General features: G+C 66.6%; 18 protein-coding genes. 8 read left to right on the forward strand and 10 right to left on the reverse strand.

From position 1 onward, the window contains the following. The first annotated feature begins 47 nt into the window (after positions 1-47). Complete coding sequence (locus tag QWL29_RS03920) at positions 48-1259, forward strand: right-handed parallel beta-helix repeat-containing protein (protein ID WP_305821582.1); 1212 nt, start codon at positions 48-50, stop codon at positions 1257-1259. A 118-nt stretch (positions 1260-1377) separates the two neighbouring features. On the opposite strand, the gene QWL29_RS03925 is transcribed toward QWL29_RS03920, so the two are convergent. The 8 genes from QWL29_RS03925 to QWL29_RS03960 form a co-directional block, all read right to left on the reverse strand. Then, complete coding sequence (locus QWL29_RS03925; protein WP_305821583.1) at positions 1378-3207, reverse strand: glycoside hydrolase family 28 protein; 1830 nt, start codon at positions 3205-3207, stop codon at positions 1378-1380. Positions 3208-3232: 25 nt separating this feature from the next. After that, positions 3233-4372: a pectate lyase family protein gene (locus QWL29_RS03930; RefSeq protein WP_305821584.1), complete on the reverse strand. Its 1140-nt coding sequence runs from the start codon at positions 4370-4372 to the stop codon at positions 3233-3235. Between the two features lie 89 nt (positions 4373-4461). Further along, positions 4462-7272 carry a TonB-dependent receptor plug domain-containing protein gene (locus tag QWL29_RS03935; RefSeq protein ID WP_305821585.1) on the reverse strand — a complete coding sequence of 937 codons (2811 nt, stop codon included), beginning with the start codon at positions 7270-7272 and terminating at the stop codon, positions 4462-4464. Positions 7273-7567: 295 nt separating this feature from the next. Beyond that, positions 7568-8266: a FadR/GntR family transcriptional regulator gene (locus tag QWL29_RS03940; RefSeq protein ID WP_305821586.1), complete on the reverse strand. Its 699-nt coding sequence runs from the start codon at positions 8264-8266 to the stop codon at positions 7568-7570. A 110-nt stretch (positions 8267-8376) separates the two neighbouring features. Then, a complete protein-coding gene (locus QWL29_RS03945; RefSeq protein ID WP_305821601.1) occupies positions 8377-9621 on the reverse strand; it encodes a M56 family metallopeptidase in 1245 nt (414 codons plus the stop codon). After that, positions 9611-10024, reverse strand: a complete 414-nt coding sequence (locus QWL29_RS03950; protein ID WP_305821587.1) for a BlaI/MecI/CopY family transcriptional regulator — start codon at positions 10022-10024, stop codon at positions 9611-9613. Before QWL29_RS03950 ends, QWL29_RS03945 begins: the two co-directional genes overlap by 11 nt. A gap of 311 nt (positions 10025-10335) precedes the next feature. Then, positions 10336-13491: a pectinesterase family protein gene (locus tag QWL29_RS03955; RefSeq protein WP_305821588.1), complete on the reverse strand. Its 3156-nt coding sequence runs from the start codon at positions 13489-13491 to the stop codon at positions 10336-10338. Further along, positions 13488-14201: a rhamnogalacturonan acetylesterase gene (locus QWL29_RS03960; RefSeq protein WP_305821589.1), complete on the reverse strand. Its 714-nt coding sequence runs from the start codon at positions 14199-14201 to the stop codon at positions 13488-13490. The genes QWL29_RS03955 and QWL29_RS03960 overlap by 4 nt, the downstream gene beginning before the upstream one ends. A 177-nt stretch (positions 14202-14378) precedes the next feature. Here QWL29_RS03960 and QWL29_RS03965 point away from each other — a divergent pair, with 177 nt between their 5' ends. The 6 genes from QWL29_RS03965 to QWL29_RS03990 all read left to right on the forward strand — a co-directional run bounded on the left by QWL29_RS03965 (position 14379) and on the right by QWL29_RS03990 (position 21492). Next, positions 14379-15107, forward strand: coding sequence for a FadR/GntR family transcriptional regulator (locus tag QWL29_RS03965; RefSeq protein ID WP_305821590.1), 729 nt, complete (start codon positions 14379-14381; stop codon positions 15105-15107). Between the two features lie 122 nt (positions 15108-15229). Then, on the forward strand, positions 15230-16147 hold the full coding sequence (kdgD, locus tag QWL29_RS03970; RefSeq protein WP_305821591.1) for a 5-dehydro-4-deoxyglucarate dehydratase: 918 nt from the start codon (positions 15230-15232) through the stop codon (positions 16145-16147). Between the two features lie 3 nt (positions 16148-16150). Then, positions 16151-17728, forward strand: a complete 1578-nt coding sequence (locus QWL29_RS03975; RefSeq protein ID WP_305821592.1) for an aldehyde dehydrogenase (NADP(+)) — start codon at positions 16151-16153, stop codon at positions 17726-17728. A 67-nt stretch (positions 17729-17795) separates the two neighbouring features. After that, the gene (locus QWL29_RS03980) at positions 17796-19193 is read left to right on the forward strand and encodes an MFS transporter (RefSeq protein ID WP_305821593.1); all 1398 of its coding nucleotides are present in this window, start codon (positions 17796-17798) and stop codon (positions 19191-19193) included. Positions 19194-19201: 8 nt separating this feature from the next. Further along, complete coding sequence (locus tag QWL29_RS03985; RefSeq protein ID WP_305821594.1) at positions 19202-20080, forward strand: SMP-30/gluconolactonase/LRE family protein; 879 nt, start codon at positions 19202-19204, stop codon at positions 20078-20080. A gap of 95 nt (positions 20081-20175) precedes the next feature. Continuing rightward, on the forward strand, positions 20176-21492 hold the full coding sequence (locus QWL29_RS03990) for an MFS transporter (protein WP_305821595.1): 1317 nt from the start codon (positions 20176-20178) through the stop codon (positions 21490-21492). Positions 21493-21501: 9 nt separating this feature from the next. Here QWL29_RS03990 and QWL29_RS03995 read toward each other — a convergent pair whose 3' ends face one another. Further along, positions 21502-22878: a serine hydrolase domain-containing protein gene (locus QWL29_RS03995; protein WP_305821596.1), complete on the reverse strand. Its 1377-nt coding sequence runs from the start codon at positions 22876-22878 to the stop codon at positions 21502-21504. Between the two features lie 80 nt (positions 22879-22958). Between QWL29_RS03995 and QWL29_RS04000 the strand changes: the two genes are divergently transcribed. Continuing rightward, a complete protein-coding gene (locus tag QWL29_RS04000; RefSeq protein ID WP_305821597.1) occupies positions 22959-23624 on the forward strand; it encodes a hypothetical protein in 666 nt (221 codons plus the stop codon). Between the two features lie 61 nt (positions 23625-23685). Here the strand turns inward: QWL29_RS04000 and QWL29_RS04005 are convergent. After that, positions 23686-23867 (reverse strand): hypothetical protein (locus QWL29_RS04005; RefSeq protein WP_305821598.1); only part of this gene is annotated, 182 nt, incomplete at its 5' end.

Consider the following 23867-nt stretch of genomic DNA (forward strand, 5'->3'; position numbering starts at 1 on the left):
CGATTTACTCGCTTCGATTTTCACCTTTGACGTTAGGAACTTCTCGCATGAAAAAGCAAGCCACCATCGCCCTGAACGCTGTCGCTACCGCCGTCGTGTTCGCATTCTCCGCTTCCGCCCACGCCGCCCCGACCAGCTTCGCGCTCTCCGGCTATGATGCTTCGTCGAACCTGACGGTCAACACCGCCAGCAACGCCACCACCCCGACGACTGCCAACAACTACTATGTCTCGCCGACCGGTTCCGACACCGCCGCCGGCACCAAGGCAGCCCCGTTCAAGACCCTGGCCCGCGCCGCCAAGGCCGTGACCAAGGCCGGCACCACCGTCTTCGTTGCGCCGGGCACCTACGACGGCGGCTTCAAGACCACCGCCAACGGCACCGCAGCCGCCCGTATCTACTGGGTGTCAACCACCAAGTGGGGCGCAAAGATTGTTCCTCCTGCAAACTCGACCAACAAGAACGCCTGGGATAACCGCGGCAACTACGTCAGCATCATCGGCTTCGAAGTCGACGGCTCGAACGTGCGCAGCGGCACCAAGTGGACCCTGGGCATCTACACCGGCGGTTCCTACAACGTCATCGAAGGCAACCACGTCCACCACACTGCCACCACCATTCCTTGCAACAGCGCGGGCGGCTCGGCGATCGGCGTCGACAGCTACTACAAGGGCGTGATGACCGACGTGGTCGGCAACGTCGTCCATGATATCGGCCCGGCGGGCTGCACCTACGTGCAGGGTATCTACGTCAGCACCTCGGGCACGATCAAGAACAACGTGGTCTATCGCGTAGGTTCCGCTGCGATCCACCTCTGGCACGATGCAACGAATGTCCAGATCACCAACAACACGGTGAGCTCGTCGGTGTTCGGCATCATTGTCGGCGGTGGTGACTTCTACTTCACGAGTGCCGGCGCCAACAACGTTGCCGTGTACAACAACATCGTCTATGACAACAAGTACGGCATCTCGGAGCAGGGCAAGACCGGCGCCGCCAACTCGTACAAGAACAACCTGGTGTTCAAGAACACCACCTACGATTGGCAGCTGCGCAATGGCCTGAAGCACACCGGCACGATTTCGTCGGACCCGCTGCTGGCCGGTTACTCGCGCACCGCCGCCATGCCGAACTTCAAGCCGAGCGCGAGCTCGCCGGTGATCGGCCGCGGTATCGCGACCTACGCACTGCCGACCGACATCGACGGCAAGGCGCGTAACGCGTCGACCGGCTACGACATCGGCGCTTACCAGCACTAAAACCCAGCACTAAAACCCAGCGCTAAGCAAACACCACGCCTGAGCAGACGATTGCATCAGTCGTAAAAAAGCCCGCCACCGTCAGGTGAGCGGGCTTTTTTTTAAGCCGATTTCCGGATTACGCCGACAGCGTCGTGTTGTGCACCTTCCCCGCTATCGTCACATTGGTCAGCTTCACATTGCGCACGTTATACAGGAACCACGGCTGCGCCGCGTTCACTGGCGTGCCGAAATCGCAATCGGTGATCGTGACGTCGCGGATCGGTAAAATCTCCGCCGGCTTGTCGCCGTTGTAGTCAAAGGCGACCGGCCCCAGCAGCAACAGCGCCTGGTAGCACGAACGCGGGCCATCCTTCGTTTCCACATTCCCCACCTTCACCCCCGAGATATGGATGTTCTCGACGATCGGCGGCCGGGTGCGCACGTTGTCGGCGGTCGGCGCGTAATCGCAGTCGATGGTCACCACCGCACCGGCCGACGAGCCCACCGCATTCGGCGGAATCGGCGAACCGGGCAGCGGCTTGTACACCAGCGGTTTGAGCGAGACGCCGTTCGGCATGGTCACGTTGCGCACGTAGAAGTGGCGCAGGAAACCGCCGCGGTTCATGTTGGTCTTCATGCGGATCGCGGTATTGAGCGGGTCGGTGGCCCAGTGCGCGTTGCGGAACTCGATGTTCTGCGCATACACGTGCTGGATCCCGCCCGACATCTCGCTGCCCAGGGTCACGCCGCCATGGCCGCTGTTCATGATGCAGTTCTGGATCACCACGTTCTGTGTCGGCCCGAACTGGGTATCGAGGTTCTTGCCGGCCTTGATGGCGATGCAGTCGTCGCCACTGTTGAAGGTGCAGCCGTCCACCAGCACGGTATTGCAGGCTTCCGGGTCGAAGCCGTCGCTGTTCGGCCCCAGGCTTTCCATCAGCACCTTGCGGATCTCGAGCTTGCTGCAGTTGACCGGATGATGCTGCCAGAACGGCGACTGGTTCAGCTGGTAACCCTGCAGCAGCACGTTCGAGCAGCCGATGAATTCGACCATGCACGGACGCAGCCAGTGCCCGCGCCCGAAGATGCGCTTCGCCGCTGGCACGCCGGCTTCCGACAGCGTCGGCAGATAGGCTTCGTCGGTGCGCCACTTGTCGTCCTTGCCCTCCATGAGCGCGACCTGGGCGTCATTCAATTGAGGCGCCACTTCGCGGATCGACTTCGGATTCTTCGGATTGACCAGGTTCTGCGCCTGCTGCTGGTTCGGGCCGGGCTTGCGCTTGCCTTTCCAGTCCCACCAGGCGTCGCCGTTCGCCTGCGGCACGCCGCCCTGGCCGTCGATGATGCTGGTCCAGTCCTCGCCGGTGAGGGCGATGTTGGTCTGGCCATAGGCGTAGACCATCGGCGAATAGTTCAGGCAATCGTTGCTCTGCCAGCGCGAGATCACCAGCTTGCCGGCGGCGCCGCAGTCGTAGTCGCCGTACTTGGCGAAGTCGTCGGGGTCGTTGCTGAAGTAGACGTGCGCGCCCTTGGCCAGGTGCACGTTGACGTTCGACTTCAATACGATCGGCCCCTTCACCAGCCAGCTGCCGGCCGGGACCAGTACGCGTCCACCGCCGGCGGCGCTGCAGGCGGCAATCGCGGCTGCAATCGCCGCATAGCAGTCCGGGGCGCCGGGCGCCGGCGTGCTGACCTGGCCAATTTCATGGTGGGCGATGTAGCCGCTGACCATGATCGTCTTGCACGGCGCCGCACCATACGACGTGATGACGAAGTCGCGCTTCGGGAAGACCAGTGGTTTGCTGAACGAGTCGACGATGCCCTGGGCGCGGCCCCAGGCTTCCTCGATGGCGCTGGCCTGTTTCGAAGCGGCGAGGGCCGGCGCGCCGACGGTGAGACCGGCGAGGGAGGCCGATGCGGCGCGCAGCAGCGAGCGGCGCTGCGGATTGATAATGGTGTTGGTCATGGCGTCTCCATTGTATGTCGGGGTATCAGTTCGCGGCCGGTTTCCCGGCGCCGGCGTTGGCCCGCACGTGGGCAGGCACGGCGGCCGCCGGAAGCGGCGCAAAGGCATAGGGCACGGTCCAGGCCGGGTCGCCGATGGCGCTGCAGGCGCCGAGCGGTGCACCGTTCAGCAGCGAACCCTGGTCGAGAAAGGCGCCAGCATCCGTCTCCGATGCAAACACGCCGATCGCATGCTTGCAGTCGCGCGCGCCAAGGATCTCGTAGGCGTTCGCGTGCGACACGATGCGCGCCGCCTTGGCCACGCCCACGCTGTAGCCATGGCGGTAGACCGGATGCTTGCGGTCGCCCACATGGTAGTTATTGAAAAGGTGGACCTGGCCGAAACGCACGCGCGGCGCGCGGCTGGCGACGTGCTCGAACAGGTTGTTGCTGATGGTGATGCGCAGATGGCCGGCATCGCCGCTCGCCTTGTCGCTGGCGCCGACCAGCATGGTCTTGGCATGCAGGGCGAAGTGGTTGTACGAGACGGTGACGTAGTCGCTGGCGTCGCGGATGTCCAGCGCGCCGTCGTGGCATTGCCTGAGCTTGCCGTGTTCGACCGGCAGCGTGTCGTCGGTCGCCGGTGCGTCCGTAAAGCTGTTGTGGTCGACCCAGACGTGCCGGGCGCCGACGATGGAAATGGCGTCGAACTCGGCATTCCAGCCGCCTTCGGGGCCATCGTCGGGCACCCATTTCGGCGCCACGTCGCAGGGGTTGCTCAGGTTCAGGTTGCGGATGATGACCTGCGATACCCGCGACACCATCAGGTGCGCGTTGACGAAGCCGGCATCCGCACCGATGCCCACCAGCGTCGTATGCGAGGGAACGCGCACTTCGCCGCGCCGCGCCTGGTCGGCCGTGCTGGCAAAAGCGCGGCCTTCGCTCATGTCGATCACGCCCTGGACCTGGATGATGCGGCTGCCGGGCAGGGCAGGATCGAGCGCGCGGCGCAGTCCGGCTGCATCCGTGACGGTGAGAATGGCGGCGGCATCTGCGCCGCCCCGTGTGCCGCCGTCCATGGCGGCCCAGCCATCCGGCGGCGCCGCCTGGCGCAGCTGCACCGGCGCCGCGGCTGCCGGCCCGGCCAGCACGGCCGCCAGCGAGAATACGAGGAAATGCTTGTTCATTGGGTGGCTGCCTGCGTGAAGGAGATAAAACGAACAAGGTCACGCAAGCGAACAGCCTGCATGACCTTGTTCTCCACGAACGGCGCCGCTTAGAAGGTGTAGTCCGCGCGCAGGGTGTAGACGCGGCCGATCGGCTTGGCCACGTTACGTGCGAACACCACGCGCGAGCTCAGGCGCTGGTTCGACAGCGGCGGATCTTCGTCGAACAGGTTGTTCACGCCGAAGCCGACCTTGACGTTCGGGCTGAACTTCCAGCTAGTCGACAGGTTGTACACGCGGTACGGGTCGATCACGTTGTAGAACGGCTGGCCCGGTTTCTGGGTGGCGAGGGCGTTGGTGTCTTCGTAGCTCGATGCGTACTGCTGCGTCAGCTGGGCGAAGAAGGGGCCGTAGGACCAGTTCACGCGCGCCTGGTGCTTCCACTTGAAGATGTAGGTGTTGGCCGAGGTGGCGGCGGTCGACAGCGCGCCGTTCTTGCCGACGCTGTCGTTCCAGGCGCCGCCGACTTCGTTCTGGCCTTCGTACTTGTCGGTGAAGGTGCCGTCCAGCGAGGCGCCGAAGCGGCCCCAGTTCGAGGTCGGATACACGTAGCTCAGGTTCAGGTCGATACCCTGGGTACGCAGGCCGCCCATGTTCAGGCGCGTCTTGGTGATGTACTGCAGGGTGCCGTCCGGGTTACGCACGAACAGGTCGTTGTACTGGTCGACGTTGCCGAAGATCGTGTCTTCCGAAATCTGGGCGATGGTGCCCTTCATGTCGATCTTCCAGAAGTCGACGCTGGCCACGAAGTTCTTGAACGGTTCCACCACCAGGCCGACGGTGATGGTCTTGGCTTTCTCCGGCTCCAGGTCGGGATTGGCGCCGGTCAGCGTGGTCAGGCGCGTGTTGCAGACGCGGGTGGCATCGAGGTTCAGGCTGGCGAAGCGCGGGTCGGTGGTGAGCGTGCCGGTGCCGGGCACGCCGGGCGTGGCGCTCGGGCAGAGCAGCGGATCGTCCCAGTTCGCGCTTGATGGCACCAGCTGGCGCGGGGTGCCGTACAGTTCCGGCAGGGTCGGCGCGCGGAAGCCGCGGCTGACGGTACCGCGCAGCATGACCTCTTTCATCGGCTGGTAGCGGAAGCTCGCCTTCGGGTTGAAGGTCGAGCCGAAGTCGCTGAAATGGTCGCCGCGAATCGCCACGTTCAGGTTCAGTTCCTTGGTCACCGGCGCATCGAGTTCGGCATACATGCCGGCCACGCGGCGCGAACCGCTCGGGTTGGCGCCCGGCGTTCCCGACACTTTATAGGTGACCTCGTTGGCCAGCATGTTCACGCTTTCCTCGAAGGTTTCGCGGTGCCAGTCGGCGCCCACGGCCAGGCCGAGCGCGCCGCCCTTCAGGTCCATCAGGGTGCGCGAGAAATTCACGTCGCCGCCGTAGTAGCGCACGTCGGCCTTGCGGTAGTCCTGGCCGTCGGCCGAGATGCTTTCCAGGTAGGCCAGGCCGGTCGCATCCTGCGGGCCGAAGGGGTTCAGGGTGCCGTTCGCCACGCCGGCGTACAGGCCCGGCGTGCGGACAAAATTGTCCTTGAAGCCGATGTTGCGCTGGCTGTAGGCGTACGAGACGCCGGCGCGGTAGTCCCAGCCGGCGACCATGCCTTCGTCGGCCACGACCACGCGGTGGTTCAGCTGCTCGTCGTGGTTGGTCACGGCGCCGAGTTCGTCCAGGCTCCAGGTCAGGGCCAGGTCTTCGCCGTTCAGGCCGGCCACGGCCGGCACGCCGCCGCTGCCGCCCGGGTACCACTTGCTGGCCCTGGTCATCATCAGCGGCTGGCGCGAGGCGGTCAGGCGGTCGTAGTCGGTGTTCGCGCCAAAGGGTTGCGGCGCGTCGGAGGCGTCGATGTAGGACTTGGCCAGCTGCAGTTCCACCGTCAGCACCTTGCCCTCGCCGTGGGCCAGGCTGCCCTTGGTGTACAGGGTGGCCTGCTGGGCTTCCGGCAGCAGCTCGGGATAATAGGCCGGGTCGGTGATGCAGGTCTTGCCGCCATTCGCATTGGTGCGGGTCGACGGCACCGTGGTCTGCACGGAGAACGGCGACACGCAGCCGGCTGCGAAGTAGGGGTTGCCGGTGATGTTGGCCGAGCGCCCGTTGCGGTAGATGGTGAAGTTGGCCGGCGAGGCCGAGCCGCCCGAGGTGTTCGAGGTGAACGGCGTGCCGCCCAGGGACAGCAGCTTGTCCGGATCGGTGATGTTCGGGCGGTCGCGCTGCAGCAGCGAATCGCGGCGCTGGATGTCGAAGGCGGTGTAGATGTTCCAGCCGTCGTCGGCCAGGCTGCCCTTGCCGGCCACGATGGCCAGGCGCTTCTGCGAGCCGCCGCCCGAGGCTTCCGGCTTGACGCCGTTGGCGCTGACGGTCACGCCGTTGACCGACTTCTTGGTGATGAAGTTGACCACGCCGGCAATCGCATCGGTGCCGTACAGGGCCGAGGCGCCGTCGCGCAGCACTTCCACGCGGTCGATGGCGGCCATCGGGATCACGTCGACGTTCACCGAGCTGGCGCCCAGCGCCTCGTTGGCCAGGCGGCGGCCGTTCAGCAGCACCAGGGTGCGGTTGGTGTTCAGGCCGCGCATGTTGATCATGGTGCCGCTGCCGCCGCCGCCCACCGGTTCATTGGTGGTGGCCACCGTCAGGGCCACGGCCACTTCCGACATCGTGGTCAGGCCGCGGTTGACCAGGTCTTCCGACTTGATGGTGGTGAGGGGCAGGGCGTTTTCGCTGGCGAGGCGCTTGATCGAGGAACCCGTGACTTCCACGCGCTGCATCGGCGCGTCCTGCGCAAAGGCGCCATTGGCCAGGGTGAGCACCGCGAGGGCGACTGCCGACAGAAGGAAGCGCGGTTCGATGAGATTGTTCTGGTGTTTCACTGCATGTCTCCTGCTTGTTATCGTCGAGTGCGTCCCGGTGTTTCCCGGGTTCGCGCGTAAGGACCGCTCCAATGCACGGCAGCACACCAGGCCGAGATTGGTATGCGAACGATTCTACTTTGGTCTGACCACTTTAGCAATCTGGATGAACCAGTTATTTTTTGGTCCATACAGATGCGCGCGTTTGCACCCGGCTACGTCAAGCGTGGCCATGTGCCCGGCATGCGGAGCCGGCAGGGAGGAGGCGATAGCGCCAGGCGGCTGCGGTCTGGCTGGGTGCTACGGCGCGGGGCGTTCAGCCGCGCGAGAAGGTGCGGGTCACGCGGTCGAGGTGGGCGCGCATCGCGGTGCGGGCGCCGGCGACGTCGTGCGAGGCGATGGCGGCAAAGATATTGCGGTGGTCGATCAGGGTCTGCTGGCGCAGTTCCTCGGTCTGGAAGTGTTCCTTCAGCTTGTGCCAGAGCGAGCCGCGCTGGCTCCACAGGTATTCGATCACGCCGACCATCGCGCTGTTGCCGGTGGCGCGGGCGATCGCCAGGTGGAAGTCGCGGTCGGCCGATTCGTTGCCGCTGCGGTCTTCGTGGTGCTGCTCCATCGCCATCACGGCGACGAGGATGGCATCGATGTTGGCGTCGCTGGCGTGCTTGGCCGCCATCGCCGCCACCTCGACCTCGATCAGGCGGCGCGCGGCCAGCACCTCGAAGGGGCCGGGGCCGGCGGTCGGCACCTCGGCCTGGGGCTTGGCCTGCTCGCTGACGTACACGCCGGAGCCGCCGCGCACCTCGACGGTGCCGCCCAGTTCCAGCGCGATCAGGGCTTCGCGCAGCGAGGTGCGGCTGACGCCGAGCTTGGTAGCCAGCTCGCGTTCGGCCGGCAGGCGCTCGCCGGGCCGGATGTTCTCGGCACTGATCAGCTCCTCGATCTTGCTCGATACGACACGGTAGAGCCGTGGCTCATTGGCGCCCGTTTCGTTCGGCGCGGCGGTTTTCTTCATCGATGGTTCGTCCTGGATTATGTGTGGCCGTTGCCAAACTAGCGAATCTTAGTTTGGTACGGTCAATGTTGCAAGTGGACCAACCAAATACGTGCGCCGCGCGCGGTCGTTCAAGGCTGTGGCGTGACCGTCATCGCCAGCGTAAACGCGTTGGCGCCTTCGCCGACCTTGACGGTCGCCTGTTCGCCGTGGCGGGCCAGCAGCGTCGGCGTCGCGACCAGTTCCTTGTTCCTGAACAGCCGGGTCGCCAGCCAGACGTCGTTCTTCGCAGTTCCCGGACGTACCGTGACTTCGGCGCGCCAGCCTTCCGACGCCACGCTGAACGGCTTGCCTGTCTCGGCCACCACGCGCGGAACGGCGAATTCGTCATCGCGCTTGCCAAACGCATCCGCCTCGATCCGGAACGGCGCCTCCGTATTGCTGCCGGCCTTGACGAACAGGGCGATCGAATACCTGCCCGCCGCCTGCGCCTGCCCTGCGTGCACGCTCAGCGTGGCGCCGAAGGTCCCTGCGGCCAGCAGGGCAAGGACGATGCGGCCGGCGCTGCGGCGAACTTTTCCAGGCGTGGTGTGCTGCAATTGCATGATGCGCTCCTTGGTTGGGTGGGGCGATTGCCAGTGGCAGTGGATGCCGGCGCCGACGTGTAACGGGCCGGTGTGGGACTTGAGCAGGGCCTCGGCATAGATTCGCCGTTGCCGGGAATGGCGCCGCGCGACCGCGGCATCGCAGGCCAGTTCCTGGTCCTGGCGCATGGCGCGCACACCCAGGTGGACCAGCGGATTGAACCAGAACAGGCACCCGAACAGCGCAGCGGCCAGGTTCGCGATGGCGTCGCGGCGCGCGATATGGACCTGCTCGTGCGCGATGACCAGGGCCTGCTCGGCTGGCGTGTAGCGCTCGGCGAAGTCGTGCGGTACAACGATCCTCGGACGCAGCAGGCCCATCGAAGCAGGACCCACGGCGGCGGCGCTGACATAAACGTTTCCTTTGCGCGTCAACGGTCCGGCGCGGCGCAGGAAGGCGTGGTGAGCGACGATCAGCCAAAGCAGCGAGACCAGCGTGCCGGCGGCCCACACGACCGCCAGATAGTCGGCCTGAGCGGGCAAGGCGGCCGGCGCGGCTTGCTGGACCAGGGCCTGGACCGCATACGGCGCCTGCACAAACAAGAGTTGCGGGCGTGCGTAAGCTGGCAGCAGCGCGGCCGCGGCGACCAGCGGCACGATCAGCCAGGCGGCGTAGGCCAGCGCGGCGCCGAACTGGCGCAGTAAGGGTTTGCGCACGAGGAGCAGCAGCGCGACCGCGGTGGACGTGATCAGCGCCACGCGCAGGAGCGGTGAGATCAGATCACTTCCCATCACGCTGGCCGTCGTCGAGTGTGTCGATCAGCTGGCGCAGCTCCTGCAAATCGGCCTGCGACAGCTTGCGCTGGCTGCCGAAGTGGGCGACCAGCGGCGCGATGCGTCCGCCGAACAGGCGCTGCACCAGGCTCTCGCTCTCGCGCGCCAGCCAGGCTTCGCGCGGCAGCACCGCGTGGTACAGGAAGCGCCGCCCATCCTTTTGCGCCGCGATGGCGCCTTTCTTGAGCAGGCGGTTCAGCAGGGTCTTGACGGTGGCGCTCTGCCAGTGCTGGCTCTCGGACAGGGCGACCACGACCTGCTCGGCCACGATCGGCCCCGGCGCGCGCCAGAGGACTTCCATCACGTGCGACTCGGCGTCGCTGATGTTCGCTACAGGATCGGTTGAAGGGGGATTCGACATGACAGCACCATTTACAGTTGTAATCTTGGAGTGATGATTACACCTGTAAACGATAGTGTCAAGCGTCTTGCAGGAGGATGGATACCTGGATATCGCGCGCTGCCGCGGTCGATCGGTCGCGTGGTTGGCAAGGGGTAAGGCAGCGTGCACAGGGGTGTCCACGCGGTAGGGTGGGTACTTGTACCCACCGATTCACCTCGGTCAACTCGTGCCTCGTGCAAGGGGTGACGGTGCGATGGTACCGCCAGGTGGGTACAAGTACCCACCCTACGATACTGCACATGCAAATGGTCCGCTCAAGATCGCGCGGACTAGGGCTGCGGATTCCAGTTGCGCCCTTTGAACACTTCAGCCCGGCTCGACAGGCGCGCCGCTTCTTCCCGGCTCAGCTGCGCACCGCCAAAGCTGCGCGACTGCCCATCCTCCATCTTGTTCCCATACTCGCGCCAGCCACCCTGCGCCGGATTCGGCACCGGCTTGCGCAGCCAGGCATCCGCCGCCATGTGCGGCCCGACCTTGCATTCGATAAAGGCGACGTTGTCCCAGGTATTCGCCGTACCCGGCGAGCGCGCCAGATAGGTCGCCCCAGGCGGCGGCATGTTCCCCGCCGGTCCCGGCCCGCGCGTCAGGCGCGAGCGCAGGAAAATGAAGCCCGGCTCGTCTGGCCCCACGGTGCGCGCCTGCACCAGATAGCCGCCGCTGTCCGGATTCGCGCTGTCGCCCACCGTGCGCAGTTCGCTCTCCTCGAACAGCGCGGCCCGGTTGTTCCCCCAGATGAAATCGACGTTGCCTTCGACGAGCGACCGGTAGAACCACGCATAGCCGGTCAGCTGCAGGGTGTCCTGCTCGCTGATGAAGTGGGCATTGCGCACCGCCAGCCGGCCAGCATCGCTGCTGAAGAACAGGGTTTCGGCCTGGGCCGAGTGGCCGTCGCTGCGCAGCGTGGTGTTATGCAGGGCGATGTCGCGGATCTCGAGCAGGTCGCTGTCCTGGGCCAGGAACAGCGCGCGCCCACCCAGCACGCCCGGCGCGCCCGGCAGCTGGCCGGTGCCCGAGCCAGGGTTGCGCGTGTCGCTGTTGGCGGCGCGGATGATGGTCGCTTCGCGGCTGGCCCCGCGCAGACTGAGCTTGTCCTTGTCGCGCAGGTAGAGCAATTCCGGGTACACGCCGTCACGCACGTTCACCGTCAGCGCCTGCTCGCGTGGCAGGCCCATGGCGTAGTCGAGCGCACCCTGCACGGTGCGGAAGTCGGCGCGGCCGTTGTCGTCGACCGTGATGCTGTCGCCCACCGGCTTATAGCGCGCCGTACGGAAGGACCAGCGCGCACCCGGGAAGCTGCCGGCCCGCAGCAGTTGGCTGTCGACCACGGCCTCGTACTTGGTATCGTAGTCGAGCAGTTGCGGCAGGCGCACGCGCAGCTCATTGTCCTGCACGGTGATCTGGTGCTGGCGCACCAGGCGCTGGCGCGGCGGCGGACCGATGGCAGCCACGGTTTCGCCAGGGCGAATCGTGGCCACGAGAAGGCGGTCGCGGCTGCGGTAGATGCGCACGCTGCCCTGGCCGGTGAGCTGGGGCGCCTGCGCAAACGCGAGGCGCAGGGGCGTGTCGGGCGGCACGCCGCGTTCGTTCTGTGCAGGCGACGCACTTGAACCTGCAGGTAGCGCGGACGAAGCTGGTGCGGCGAAGGGCGCGCCGACCTCCACACCGAATACCGTGTGCACCCAGAGATCGTCGACGCTGGTAACGGTGACACTGGTACGCCCCTGCGCATGCGGCGTTACGCGCAGGGCGCCGTCACGCACCTCGACCGAGGCGATGTGCGGATCTGCGGCCTGCGCCGCAAAGGCCGAGGTCGCGCCGACGCGCACCGGTTCGGGCGCATCGCCGGCCTGCAGCAGCAAGCGGTCGTCGCCCAGCTGCACGCTCACGCCTGCTGGCGCGCCGTCCCCGCCCGAACGCAGGCCGAGCAGCGTGTGCGGTCCGGCGTCTGCAGCGGGCGCCTGTGTGGCGGACAGGGCGGCTGCGAGCGCGCTGGTGACGCGTTCGCCGTTCACGAACGCGGCCAGCTGTCCATCGCCGGCGCCGAAGCGCAGCACCAGCGGCGCGCCGGCAGGCGGGGCGCGGCGGCGTATCTGTTTCAGGCGTTCGACGGCGCCGCCGCGCGCGGCCAGCAACTCGACCTGCAATACCTTGCCGCCATCGAGCAGGCGCAGGCTGGCGCCTTGCCAGTCGGCGCCGCTCTGGCGCGCGCGCAGCACAAACGGTGCGCCTTCGGCCGGCACCAGGCGCGCCTCGACGAAGCTGCTCGCAGCTTCCTCCAGCTTGCGCGGTCCGGCCTGCGCCTGTACATGGCGCGCCACCTCGCGTGCCGGCAGGGTGGTAAAGGCATACGGCACGCGCCATCCGGGATCGCCGCCGAATGGGCAGTCGAGCAGCGGCCGGCCGTTCAGCAGCGAGCCCTTGTCGGTGAAAATGCCCGGGCTGGACGCCGGGTCGTGCACGACCTGGCTGCACCGCTCGGCGCCGGCGATGTCGAACACGTTCGCATCGGACACGATGCGCGACGCGTGGGCTGCGCCGATGCTGTAGCCGTGGTGGTAGACAGGGTGCTTGCGGTCGCCCACGTAATAATTGTTCAGCAGGTGGACCTGGCCGTAGCGCACACGCGGCGCGCGCTCGGCCACGTGTTCGAACAGATTGCCCTTCAGGGTCACGCGCAGGTGTCCGGCGTCGCCACTGGCCCGGTCGCCGGCGCCGATCAGCATGTTCTTTTCGTGCAGGGCGAATCGGTTGTAGGTAACACTGACGAAGTCCGAGCCCTGCGTGATGTCGAGCGCGCCGTCGTGGCACTGCTTGCGCATGCCGTTCTCCACTGGCTGCCTGTCGTCGGTGTCCGGCGCATCGGTAAAGCTGTTATGGTCGATCCACACATGGTGCGAGCCGGCGACGGTGATGCCGTCGAACAGCGAGTTCCAGTTGCCTTTGGCGCCATCGTTTGGGTCCCAGCGCGGGCCGACGTCGCAGGGGTTGCGGATGGCCAGGTTGCGGATCACGACCTGCGACACATTCGCCACCGCCAGGCTGCCGTTGACGAAGCCGGCGCCTGGGGCCACGCCGACCAGGGTGGTATTCGGCGGGATGCGCACGGTGCCGCGCCGGGTCTGGTCGTCGCTGCTGATAAAGGCGCGGCCTTCGCTCATGTCGATGCTGGCAGCCACGCGCACGATGCGGGCCGGCGCAGGCGCTTCCAGCGCGGCGACCAACCCGGCGCGATCGCGCACCGTGTACACGTGGGCAGGATCGGCCAGGGCGCCGCCGCGTGTGCCGCCTTCCTGCGCAGCCCAGCCGTCGGGCGGTGCGTGCTGGCGTTCGGCCTGCGCGCCTGGCGTGGCGGCGGCGCTGGCGGAAGCGGAAGCGAACGACGAAACGGTGGCGGCGAGCGCCAATGCCGCGACGCGCGCGTTCAAGGCGCACTCCGCAAGGTGGGAGCCAGGGCCGGCACCTGGCGCGCCAGTTCCTGCGCCATGATCTGGGCAAAGCGCTCGGCGCCGAGCGGGCCGACGTGGGTATAGTCGAAGTTGGCGCCCGTGCGCGCGAGCTTGTCGGCCTCCTTCGGCCCCATGGCCTGGACCGCGGCCAGCGACAGCGCATTCAGGTCGACCAGCGGCGTGTGCGTGGCCCCGGCGATGCTGCGCACCGTGCCGGCCCAGGGCGCCAGGTCGTTGTGCACGTAGCCGGCCTTGAAGCTGCGCCGGGTCAGCGGCGTGACCAGCACCGGCGTGCCGCCGAGCGCGCGCGCCTCGCTCACGTAGCGCGTCATGTTGGCCGGGAATTCGGTGGCGAAGTCGGTCGAGCGGCCCGGCTTGCCCGGCTGGTCATTGTGGCCGAACTGGATCAGTACATAGGTGGTGCGAAAGCCGGCGCCGTCGCGCAGCAGGGCTTGCACTTCGTCCCAGCGGCCCTCGGCGCGGAAGCTGCCCGAGCTGCGTCCGCCACGCGCCATGTTGACGCAGGCCGTCTCCGGCGTGAAGCGCGCGCACAGGGCGTCGCCATAGCCGGTGGTGCTGGCCATGGTGGAGTCGCCGACCAGAATCACGCGGTCGGGCAGGGCGGCTGCATGGCTGGCGCCGGCGGCTGCCGCGAAGACAAAGGGTGCGAAGCGGGCGAAACGTGACATCGGCAGACTCCTGAAGTTTGCACGATTCTATTTTGGCCTGACCAATTTATCAAGCGGTCAGGCCGCGAGCGATCGCGCAGCGTCGGCCTTGCCGCGCAATCAAGACATCTTGTCATAAGATGTCAGACGACTTGTCATGCGATATAATCAGCGGACCTATTTATCTACCTCCATCTCATGATTCCTGCCCAGCGCAAGCCCCGCAACCTCGCCCAGGGCGTGGTCGAACACATCGGCAGCAGCATCCGCCAGGGCCTGCTCAAGCCGGGCGAAAAGCTGCCGACCGAGTCTTCGCTGATGTCGCATCACGGCGTCAGCCGCACCGTGGTGCGCGAGGCGATCTCGCATCTGCAGGCATCGGGCCTGGTGCAGACGAAGCACGGTATCGGCACCTTCGTGCTCGAGCCGCCGCAGGCCGGGCTGGGCTTCGACGCCGAGCGCATCCTGACCCTGCGCGACGTGCTCGCCATCCTCGAACTGCGCATCGCGGTGGAGAGCGAAACCGCCGGCCTGGCCGCCGTGCGCCGCAGCGACGAGCAGGTAGGGGAGCTGGGCGCGGCGCTGGCCGAGATGCAGGATGCGATGGCGGTCGGCCGCTCGGCGGTGGAGGCCGACAAGCGCTTCCACCTGCTGATTGCGCAGAGCACCGGCAACCGCTATTTCGTCGATATCCTGGGCCAGCTGGGCAATACCATCATCCCGCGTGCGCGCCTGAATACGGCCGAGCTGGAGCAGGACAAGCCGGCCGATTTCCTCGAGCGCGTCAGCCGCGAGCACGACGATATCTACCGCGCCATCGAACGGCGCGACCCGGAAGCGGCACGCGCCGCGATGCGCACCCATTTGTCGAACAGCCGTGAACGGCTGGTACAGGCACAGCGCCGCCTGGAATCACAAATCAATTAAAAAATCGAAACTTTTGCTTGCGAGGCCATCCTTTCAGTTGTACGATGACTTACAACCTGACGCGGTAGGCGTTTCTACTTATGCCCCTACCTGTCATTTATAACCAGTCCTGGAGACCCGCAATGCACCCACTCGAATTACAGAAAGTCTTGTCGCACGGCCTGCTGTCCTTCCCGATCACCGACTTCGACGCCAACGGCGATTTCAACGCGGCCGGCTACGCCAAGCGCCTCGAGTGGCTGGCCCCTTACGGCGCCACCGCGCTGTTCGCCGCCGGCGGCACCGGCGAATACTTCTCGCTGGCCGGCGAAGAGTACGGCCAGATCGTCAAGACCGCGGTCGACACCTGCGCCAACACGAACGTGGCCATCCTGGCCGGCGTCGGCGGCCCGACCCGCCAGGCCATCGCCCATGCACAGGAAGCCGAACGCCAGGGCGCGCAAGGCCTGCTGCTGCTGCCGCACTACCTGACCGAAGCCAGCCAGGACGGCCTGGTCGCCCACGTGGAAGCGGTGTGCCGCTCGGTGGACATCGGCGTGGTGGTCTACAACCGCGCCCAGTGCCGCCTGAGCCCCGACTCGCTGGCCAAGCTGGCCGAGCGCAACCCGAACCTGATCGGCTTCAAGGACGGCATCGGCGACATCGAACTGATGGTCGCGATCTGGCGCCGCATGGGCGACCGCTTCAGCTACCTGGGCGGCCTGCCGACCGCGGAAGTGTATGCCGGCGCCTATAAGGCCCTGGGTACCCCGGTGTACTCGTCGGCCGTGTTCAACTTCGTGCCGCAACTGGCGATGGACTTCTACCACGCCACCGCCGCCGGCGACACCGCCACCACCAACCGCCTGCTCGACGAATTCTTCCTGCCTTACCTGGAGATCCGCAACCGCAAGGCCGGCTACGCCGTCAGCATCATCAAGGCCGGCGCACGCCTGGTCGGCCATGGCGCCGGCCCGGTGCGTGCTCCGCTGACCGACCTGACCGCGGCGGAAGACGAGATGCTGCTGGCCCTGATCAACAAGCAGCAAAAGACCCTGTAAGCCATGGCGATCACTGGCGACATGATCATTGGCCGCGCGCTGGTGCGCGGCAGCGGCGGCGAGCAGCTGGCCTACAACCCGGCCACGCGCGCCGAGTTCGCACCCGGCTTCGGCCAGGCCACTGGCGAAGACGTGGAGCGCGCCTGCCAACTGGCCGCCGCAGCCTTCGACCCTTACCGCAACCTGCCGTTGGAGCAGCGCGCGCGCTTCCTGGAAGCGGTGGCGGAGCAGATCCTGGCCATCGGCCCGGAGCTGATCGAACGCGCCGGCCTGGAAACCGGCCTGCCTGCCGCGCGCCTGGAGGGCGAGCGCATGCGCACCGTGAACCAGCTGCGCCTGTTCGCCAAAGTCGTCCGCGACGGCCACTTCCTCGGCGCGACGATCGACAGCGCGCTGCCGGACCGCGCTCCGCCGCGCCCGAGCCTGCGCCTGGCGAAGATCGGCCTCGGCCCGGTCGCCGTCTTCGGCGCGAGTAACTTCCCGCTGGCGTTCTCGGTGGCGGGCGGCGATACCGCATCGGCACTGGCTGCAGGCTGCCCGGTGGTGGTGAAGGCGCACGGCGCCCACCTCGGCACCTCGGAACTGGTCGGCCGCGCCGTGCAGCGCGCCGCGCTCGACACCGGCATGCCGGAAGGCGTGTTCTCGATGCTGTTCGGCGATGGCCGCACCATCGGCCAGCAACTGGTGGCGCACCCGGCGATCAAGGCGGTCGGCTTCACCGGCTCGCGCGCCGGCGGCACCGCGCTGATGCGCACCGCTGCGGCGCGTGCGGAACCGATCCCGGTGTATGCCGAGATGAGCAGCGTGAACCCGGTGTTCCTGCTGCCCGCCGCGCTGGAAAACACCGCCGGCCTGGCCCAGGGCTTCGTCGATTCGCTGACACTGGGCGTCGGTCAGTTCTGCACCAACCCCGGCCTGGTATTCGCGGTCGACGGCCCGGCGCTGGACGCCTTCATGGCGTCCGCCAGGGAAGCATTGGCAGGCAAGGGCGCCGGCACCATGCTCACCGCCGGCATCCACGACGCCTATGGCAGCGGCACCGCGCGCCTGACGGGTAGCGCCGGCCTGCGCCTGGTGGCGCAAGGTTCCACGGAAGGCATCGGCTGCGCGGCCCAGGCGGCGCTGTACGAATGCGTGGCCGGCGACTTCCTGGCCAATCCGGAGCTGCAGGACGAGGTCTTCGGCCCTTGCGCGCTGGTGGTGCGCTTCGACAGCAACGAGCAGATGCTGGCGGCGGCCGAACAGCTGCATGGCCAGCTAACGGCCACCGTGCACGTGCAGGAAGCCGACTATCCGCTGGCCGCGCAGCTGCTGCCGATCCTGGAGCGCAAGGCGGGGCGCGTGCTGTTCAACGGCTTCCCGACCGGCGTCGAGGTGTCGCATGCGATGGTGCATGGCGGCCCGTTCCCGGCCACCAGCGACAGCCGCACGACCTCGGTCGGCGCCACCGCCATCGACCGTTTCCTGCGCCCGGTGTGCTACCAGAACCTGCCCGACGCCTTGCTGCCGCAGGCGCTGCGCGACGACAATCCGCTGCGTCTGGCGCGTGTGCACGATGGAGAGCTGAAAACCGCGAATTGATAGTGTAAGTCGATTGCTGCACCAGCCGGAGGAGACGCCGGCTGTCTCACTTGAAAAGAACTGATCCATGAATCAGCAAGTCATGAGCTTCACACCGGAGCGTACAACGGTGGTGGGCAGGTATCGCTGGACGATCTGCGCGCTGCTGTTCTTCGCCACCACCATCAACTATCTCGACCGCCAGGTCCTGAGCCTGCTCGCGCCGGTGCTGACCAGGGAATTCGGCTGGACGAATACCGACTACGCGAACATCACCGCGACCTTCCAGTTCGTGTACGCGATATCGATGCTGTTCGCCGGCCGCGTGATCGACCGCATGGGCACCAAGCGCGCCTATGTATTGGCGATCATCGTCTGGTCGCTGGGCGCCATCGGCCATGCCTACGCCATCGGCGTCGGCACCGCCGTCAACAGCCTGCTGACCACCCTCGGCCTGGCCGCCGTGCCGGTCTCGGTCGTCGGCTTCATGGTCGGGCGCGCGGTGCTGGCGCTGGGCGAGGCCGGCAACTTCCCGGCCGCGATCAAGGCCACCGCCGAATATTTTCCGAAGCGCGAGCGCTCGTTTGCCACCGGTATCTTCAACTCCGGCGCCAACGTCGGCGCCGTGCTGGCGCCGCTGTCGGTGCCGCTGATCGCGGAATACTGGGGCTGGCAAGCCGCCTTCATCGCCGTCGGTGCGATCGGCTTCATCTGGATGGGCCTGTGGATCTGGCTGTACGATACGCCGGAACGCCAGCGCCGCCTGGGTGCGGGCGAACTCGCCTACATCAACAGCGATACGCCTGTTGTTCCCGCCGCCGCGCCATCGGCCGACGCCCCGAAGGCCTCCTGGTTCAAGCTGCTCGGCTACCGCCAGACCTGGGCCTTCGCCTTCGGCAAGTTCATGACCGATGGCGTGTGGTGGTTCTTCCTGTTCTGGCTGCCCAAGTACATGTCGGCCCAGTACGGGTTGTCGGGGCCGGACATGGTCGTGCCGCTCGCGGTCCTGTACAGCATGACCATGATCGGCAGCGTCGGCGGCGGCTGGCTGCCGACCTGGTTCCTCAACCGCGGCTACAACATCTACCAGGGCCGCATGCGCGCCATGCTCCTGATCGCCCTGTTCCCGCTGGTGGTGCTGGCCGCGCAGCCGCTCGGCTATCTCGGCTACTGGGTGCCGGTGATCCTGATCGGCATCGGCGCGTCGGCGCACCAGGCCTGGTCGGCCAACCTGTTCACCACCGTTTCCGATATGTTCCCGAAACACAGCGTCGGCTCGGTGGTCGGCATCGGCGGCATGGCCGGCGGCCTGGGCGGCGTGCTGCTCACCAAGCTCGGTGGCGGCCTATTCGACCATTACGGCGCGCTGGGCCAGCTGCAGACCGGTTATATGATCATGTTCTCGATCTGCGCGCTGGCCTACCTGGTGGCCTGGTGCGTGATGAAGGCGCTGGTGCCGGCGCACCGCGAGATCACCGACCTGTAAGGAGCAGCATGGACATCGAACGCATCCCCGGCGTGCACTGCGCCACCGGCGAAAGCCCGCTGTGGCACGCCGGGGAAGAAGCCTGGTACTGGGTCGACATCCCGGCGCGGCGCATCTGGCGCATGGACCACGCCGGCGGCACGCTGCGCAGCTGGCTGGCGCCGGAAATGGTGGCCTGTATCGCGGCGGCCGAGGGCGGCGGGCTGGTGGCCGGCATGCAGACCGGGATCTTCCGCCTGCAGCTGGGCGAAGACGGCCTGGCGCAGGCGAGCCGGCTGGCTGCGCTTCCCGAGGCCGAACTGGGCGAGGGCATGCGCTTCAACGATGGCCGCTGCGACCGCCAGGGGCGCTTCTGGAGCGGCACCATGTTCATGGACATGGGCGCCGCGCGCGAAGTGGGTGGCTTGTACAGCTACGGCGGCGCGGACGGGCTGCGCGGGCCGTTCGTGTCGCAGATGCTGACCCAGAACGGGCTGGCCTGGTCGCCAGACGGGCGCACGATGTACCTGTCGGATTCGCATCCGCTCAGGCGCACCGTGTGGGCCTTCGACTACGACATCGACAGCGGCACGCCCCACGGCCAGCGCGTCTTCCTTGACCTGAGCGGCCAGAAGGGACGGCCCGACGGCGCGGCGGTCGACGCCGACGGCTGCTACTGGAGCTGCGCCAACGACGGCGGTGTGGTTCAGCGCTTCACGCCGGACGGCCGGCTGGACCGCGAGATCGCGCTGCCGATGGCCAAGCCCTCGATGTGCGCCTTCGGCGGTCCGCTGCTGGACACTCTGCTGGTGACTTCGATCGACCCGGGCACGGGCGGCGAGGCCGGGAGCGTGGTACTGTTGCGTCCTGGCGTAAAGGGCGTGGCGGAGACGCCGTTTGCCGGCTGACGGCGGCAGCATCGATTCGACAAGCCCGCTACGGCGGGCTTTTTTCATGCGCATGCGTTTTGTAATTTAACGATCGGTAAAGCGGGGATCACACGATGACGGCAACGAACATGACGGTAGAGCAGGGCATTCGGACTGCCGGTGTCGGCAAGTTCCAGTACCGGCTGTTCGTGATCTTCGGCCTGGTCTGGATGGCCGACGCCATGCAGGTGCTGTCGATCGGCTTCAGCGCGCCGTCGATCGCCAAGACCTTCGGCATCGCCATGCCCCAGGCGCTGGAAACGGGCACGGTCTTTTTCGTCGGGATGCTGATCGGCGCCTTTGCCTTCGGGCGCCTGGCGGACCGCATCGGGCGCCGGCCGGTACTGCTGGCCGCCGTGGTGCTGGACGCCTGCTTCGGCGTGGCATCGGCCTTTGCGCCGGACTTCACCTGGCTGCTGGTGCTGCGCTTCTTTACCGGCATCGGCGTCGGCGGCACGCTGCCAGTCGACTACACGATGATGGCCGAGTTCCTGCCCAGCGACCGCCGCGGGTGCTGGCTGGTACTGCTCGAATCCTTCTGGGCGGTCGGCACGATCTTGCTGGCGGTCCTGGCCCTGGTGGCGGTGCGCTGGGGCGACGATGCCTGGCGCGTGATCTTTTTCGTGACCGGCTTGCCGGCGCTGGTGGGCGTGGTGCTGCGCCTGTCGGTGCCCGAGTCGCCCATGTACCTGAACCGCAGCGGCATGGGCGAACAGGCGCGCGCGGTGCTGCAGCGGGTGGCCAAGGTGAACGGGCGCCAGGTGACGATCCCGCCGCTGCACGCGGAAACCCCGGTCAAGCATTCGATGGCGGCGCTGTTCTCGTCGCAGCTGCGGCGCCGCAGCGTGTCCTTGTTCCTGGCGTGGATGCTGATTTCGATTGCCTACTACGGCGTGTTCGTCTACCTGCCGGTGCGGCTCAGCGCAGAGGGCTTCGGCTTTATGCGCGGCCAGGAGTTCCTGATCCTGCTGGCGCTGGTGCAGCTGCCCGGCTTCGCGCTGTCGGCCTACGGCGTCGAGCGCTGGGGGCGCAAGCCGACGCTGGTCGGCTTCCTGGTGCTGAGCGCGATCGGCTGCATGTTCTACAGCTTCGGCAGCGCCACGGCCGTGGTGGTGGGCTCAACCCTCCTGATGAGTTTCGCGCTGCTCGGCACCTGGGGCGCGCTGTATGCCTTTACGCCCGAGGTGTATCCGACCGATTTGCGCGCGAGCGGCATGGGCCTGGCCGGCGCCGTGGCGCGCTTCGGCGGGCTGTTTGCGCCGGCGATCGTGGCCCCGGTGATGGCGACCCACTTCACGCTGGCGCTGGCGATGCTGGCCGGCTTCCTGGCGATTGGCGCCATCGCCATCCTGTGCGTAGACGTCGAGTCGCGCAACCTGGTCCTGGAATAAGGCGCTTGCTTATTCCAGCGACAGGCCGAGGCCCTCGATGGTTCCGCTCGCGCCCAAGGTCATCGAGACGATGAAGTTCTCGTCGCGGAAATTGAAGCGGTAGCGCAAGCGCTGGCCGCCGCTCTCGCTGCTGCGCGCCAGCAGTTCGACGCCGGCGAGCGGACCGGCATTCGCGATTTCGTCGGCCACGATGCCGATCCACTGCGGCGTGAAGCGCTGGCGCTGCGTGTCGGACAAACCGTCCGGCATGCGGCGGGCGGCGAGTTGCTGGACGACGGCGCGTACCCGTGCCGTCCCGGCAGGATCGGTATCGGCGATTGCCTGCGCACGCGTGACTGCCAGGGCGGGCACGTAGTGGGCCGCGATCATGTCGGCCAGCTTGCCCTGGCGCGCGTTGGCGGAGTTGGCCAGGACAATCACGGTCAGCCTGTCGTCGACGTAGCGATTGATGACGGTCTTGAAGCCTTGCCAGGCCCCGCCATGCAGGACGGTGCGGCGGCCATTCTGGGCGCCGACGTACCAGCCAAAGCCATACGGGCTGGTGCTGCCGTCAGCCAGGCGCGGCGGCGTGAAGCTGGCGGTGCGCAGGTCCTTGCCCAGGATTCGGTCGCCATCGAGCGCCTGGTCCCACAAGGCGAGGTCGCGGGCAGTCAGGTACAGCGCGCCGTCTGCAGTGCGGTTCAGGCTTGGCGACACCCAATCCTGGTTTTTCAGTTTGCCGTTCGCCCACTCATAGCCAGCCGCGCGATGCGGCACGATATCGGCCTCGCTGATCACGCGCGCACCCATGCCGAGCGGCGCGAAGATGCGCTCGCGCACCTGGTCGCCCCAGAACGTGCCGCCCACCTTCGTGCAGATGAAGCCGAGCAGGTGGTAGCCCAGGTTGCTGTAGTCGAAGCGCTCGCCGGGAGCGGACAGCAGGGGCAGCGTCGCTTCGAGGGCGATCAGTTCGTCGTCGCTATAGTCCTTGCGCAGGTCGATCTTCTGGTAAGGGTCGCCGAGTCCCGCGGTATGGGTGAGGAGGTGGCGGATGGTGATGCCCGCCCAGGCGGGTGGCGTGCCGTCGAGATGGCGCGACACCGGGTCGTCCAGTCTCAGTTTGCCGTCTTGCGCTAGCAGCAGGACCAGGGCCGCGGTAAAGGTCTTGCCGACCGAGCCGGACTGGAAAACGGTCTGCGGCGTGACCGGTACGCCGTGTTCGACGTTCGCCAGGCCATATCCTTTTTCGCGCACGATCCTGCCGTCCTTGATGACGGCGACCGCCACGCCGGGCAGGTGACGGCGCGCCATCTCGCGCGTGATCGCATCGTCGAGCGGATCGGCCGCAGCCGCAGCCGGAAGGGCAAGCGCACCCGCCAGTGCGATAGGGAGAAAGCTAAAACGCATGTCCTGTCCTGTTGAAGTTGTCCAGCATTTGAAAGCAGCCCGGCATTGTAGTGACCCATGGGTTCATGGAGATGCCAGCCATGGATGAATATCTGCCAACGACGCGTTTTGCCTGGGCGGTGCGCGGGATCTTGTTAAGATGCTTCCTTTATCGAGAGGTCTTTATGTCAGACAGCAGGGAGTCGGGTATCCCCTTCACGATCACCGACATCGATGTGGGTGCGCGGCTGGTCGAGGCTTTGGTGCAGCATGTGCGTTCGAACGGGCCGCTACCGATCGGCTATGCGGAGGTGCTGGAGCGCGGCCGCCTCATGTATCCGCATGACGAAACGCTGGGGCATGCGGTGCCTGTGGGGATTCGGCCGAAGCTGGCATTCGTCGCGCGCTTTTGCGAAGCGGCCGGGGTGCCCGACCTGGCGCGCCTGGTCGTGAAAGACGTGTCGGGCAGGGAGCCGAATAGTGATGATCGGGGAATCGCCGGCGCCGACTGGTCAGCCGCATTGGCCAAGCTGGGCGCGTATGTCGCCCAGGCCCGCGCGGCAGTGCCGAGAAACCTGAAGCCGCGCAAGGAGCGCCCGGCCGAAGTGTCCTGGTACGCTTATTTCTGTTCGCACCGCGAGGCCTGTGCCAAGGTGACGAGCGAGGACAAGAAGGAGATCGTGAACATGCTGATGGCGGGCCTGGACCCGGACACGGCGCTGCGCCGTTTCCTGGCCGCGAAGGCTGAATACGACAATGCGGTGTAAGCCCTTGCGCAAGCGCATACGGTTTGCTATAGTTCGCCTCCTCGCAAAAACGACAACGAAATCAAGTAGTTGAAGTAGCAACGAGAACCGCAGATTCTGCGGTGTAGCAAAAAAGAGGTTGACGAGTATCACGAAGCTGTTTATACTTCTGTCCCTCTGCTGCTGACAAACAAAACGATTTGTCGAAACGCAGCAAGCAGTGCCGAATAAGTTCTTTAACAATTAACAGTCGATAAGTGTGGG

This window comes from Massilia brevitalea (assembly GCF_030711405.1).
Classification (GTDB): Bacteria; Pseudomonadota; Gammaproteobacteria; order Burkholderiales; family Burkholderiaceae_D; genus Telluria; species Telluria brevitalea.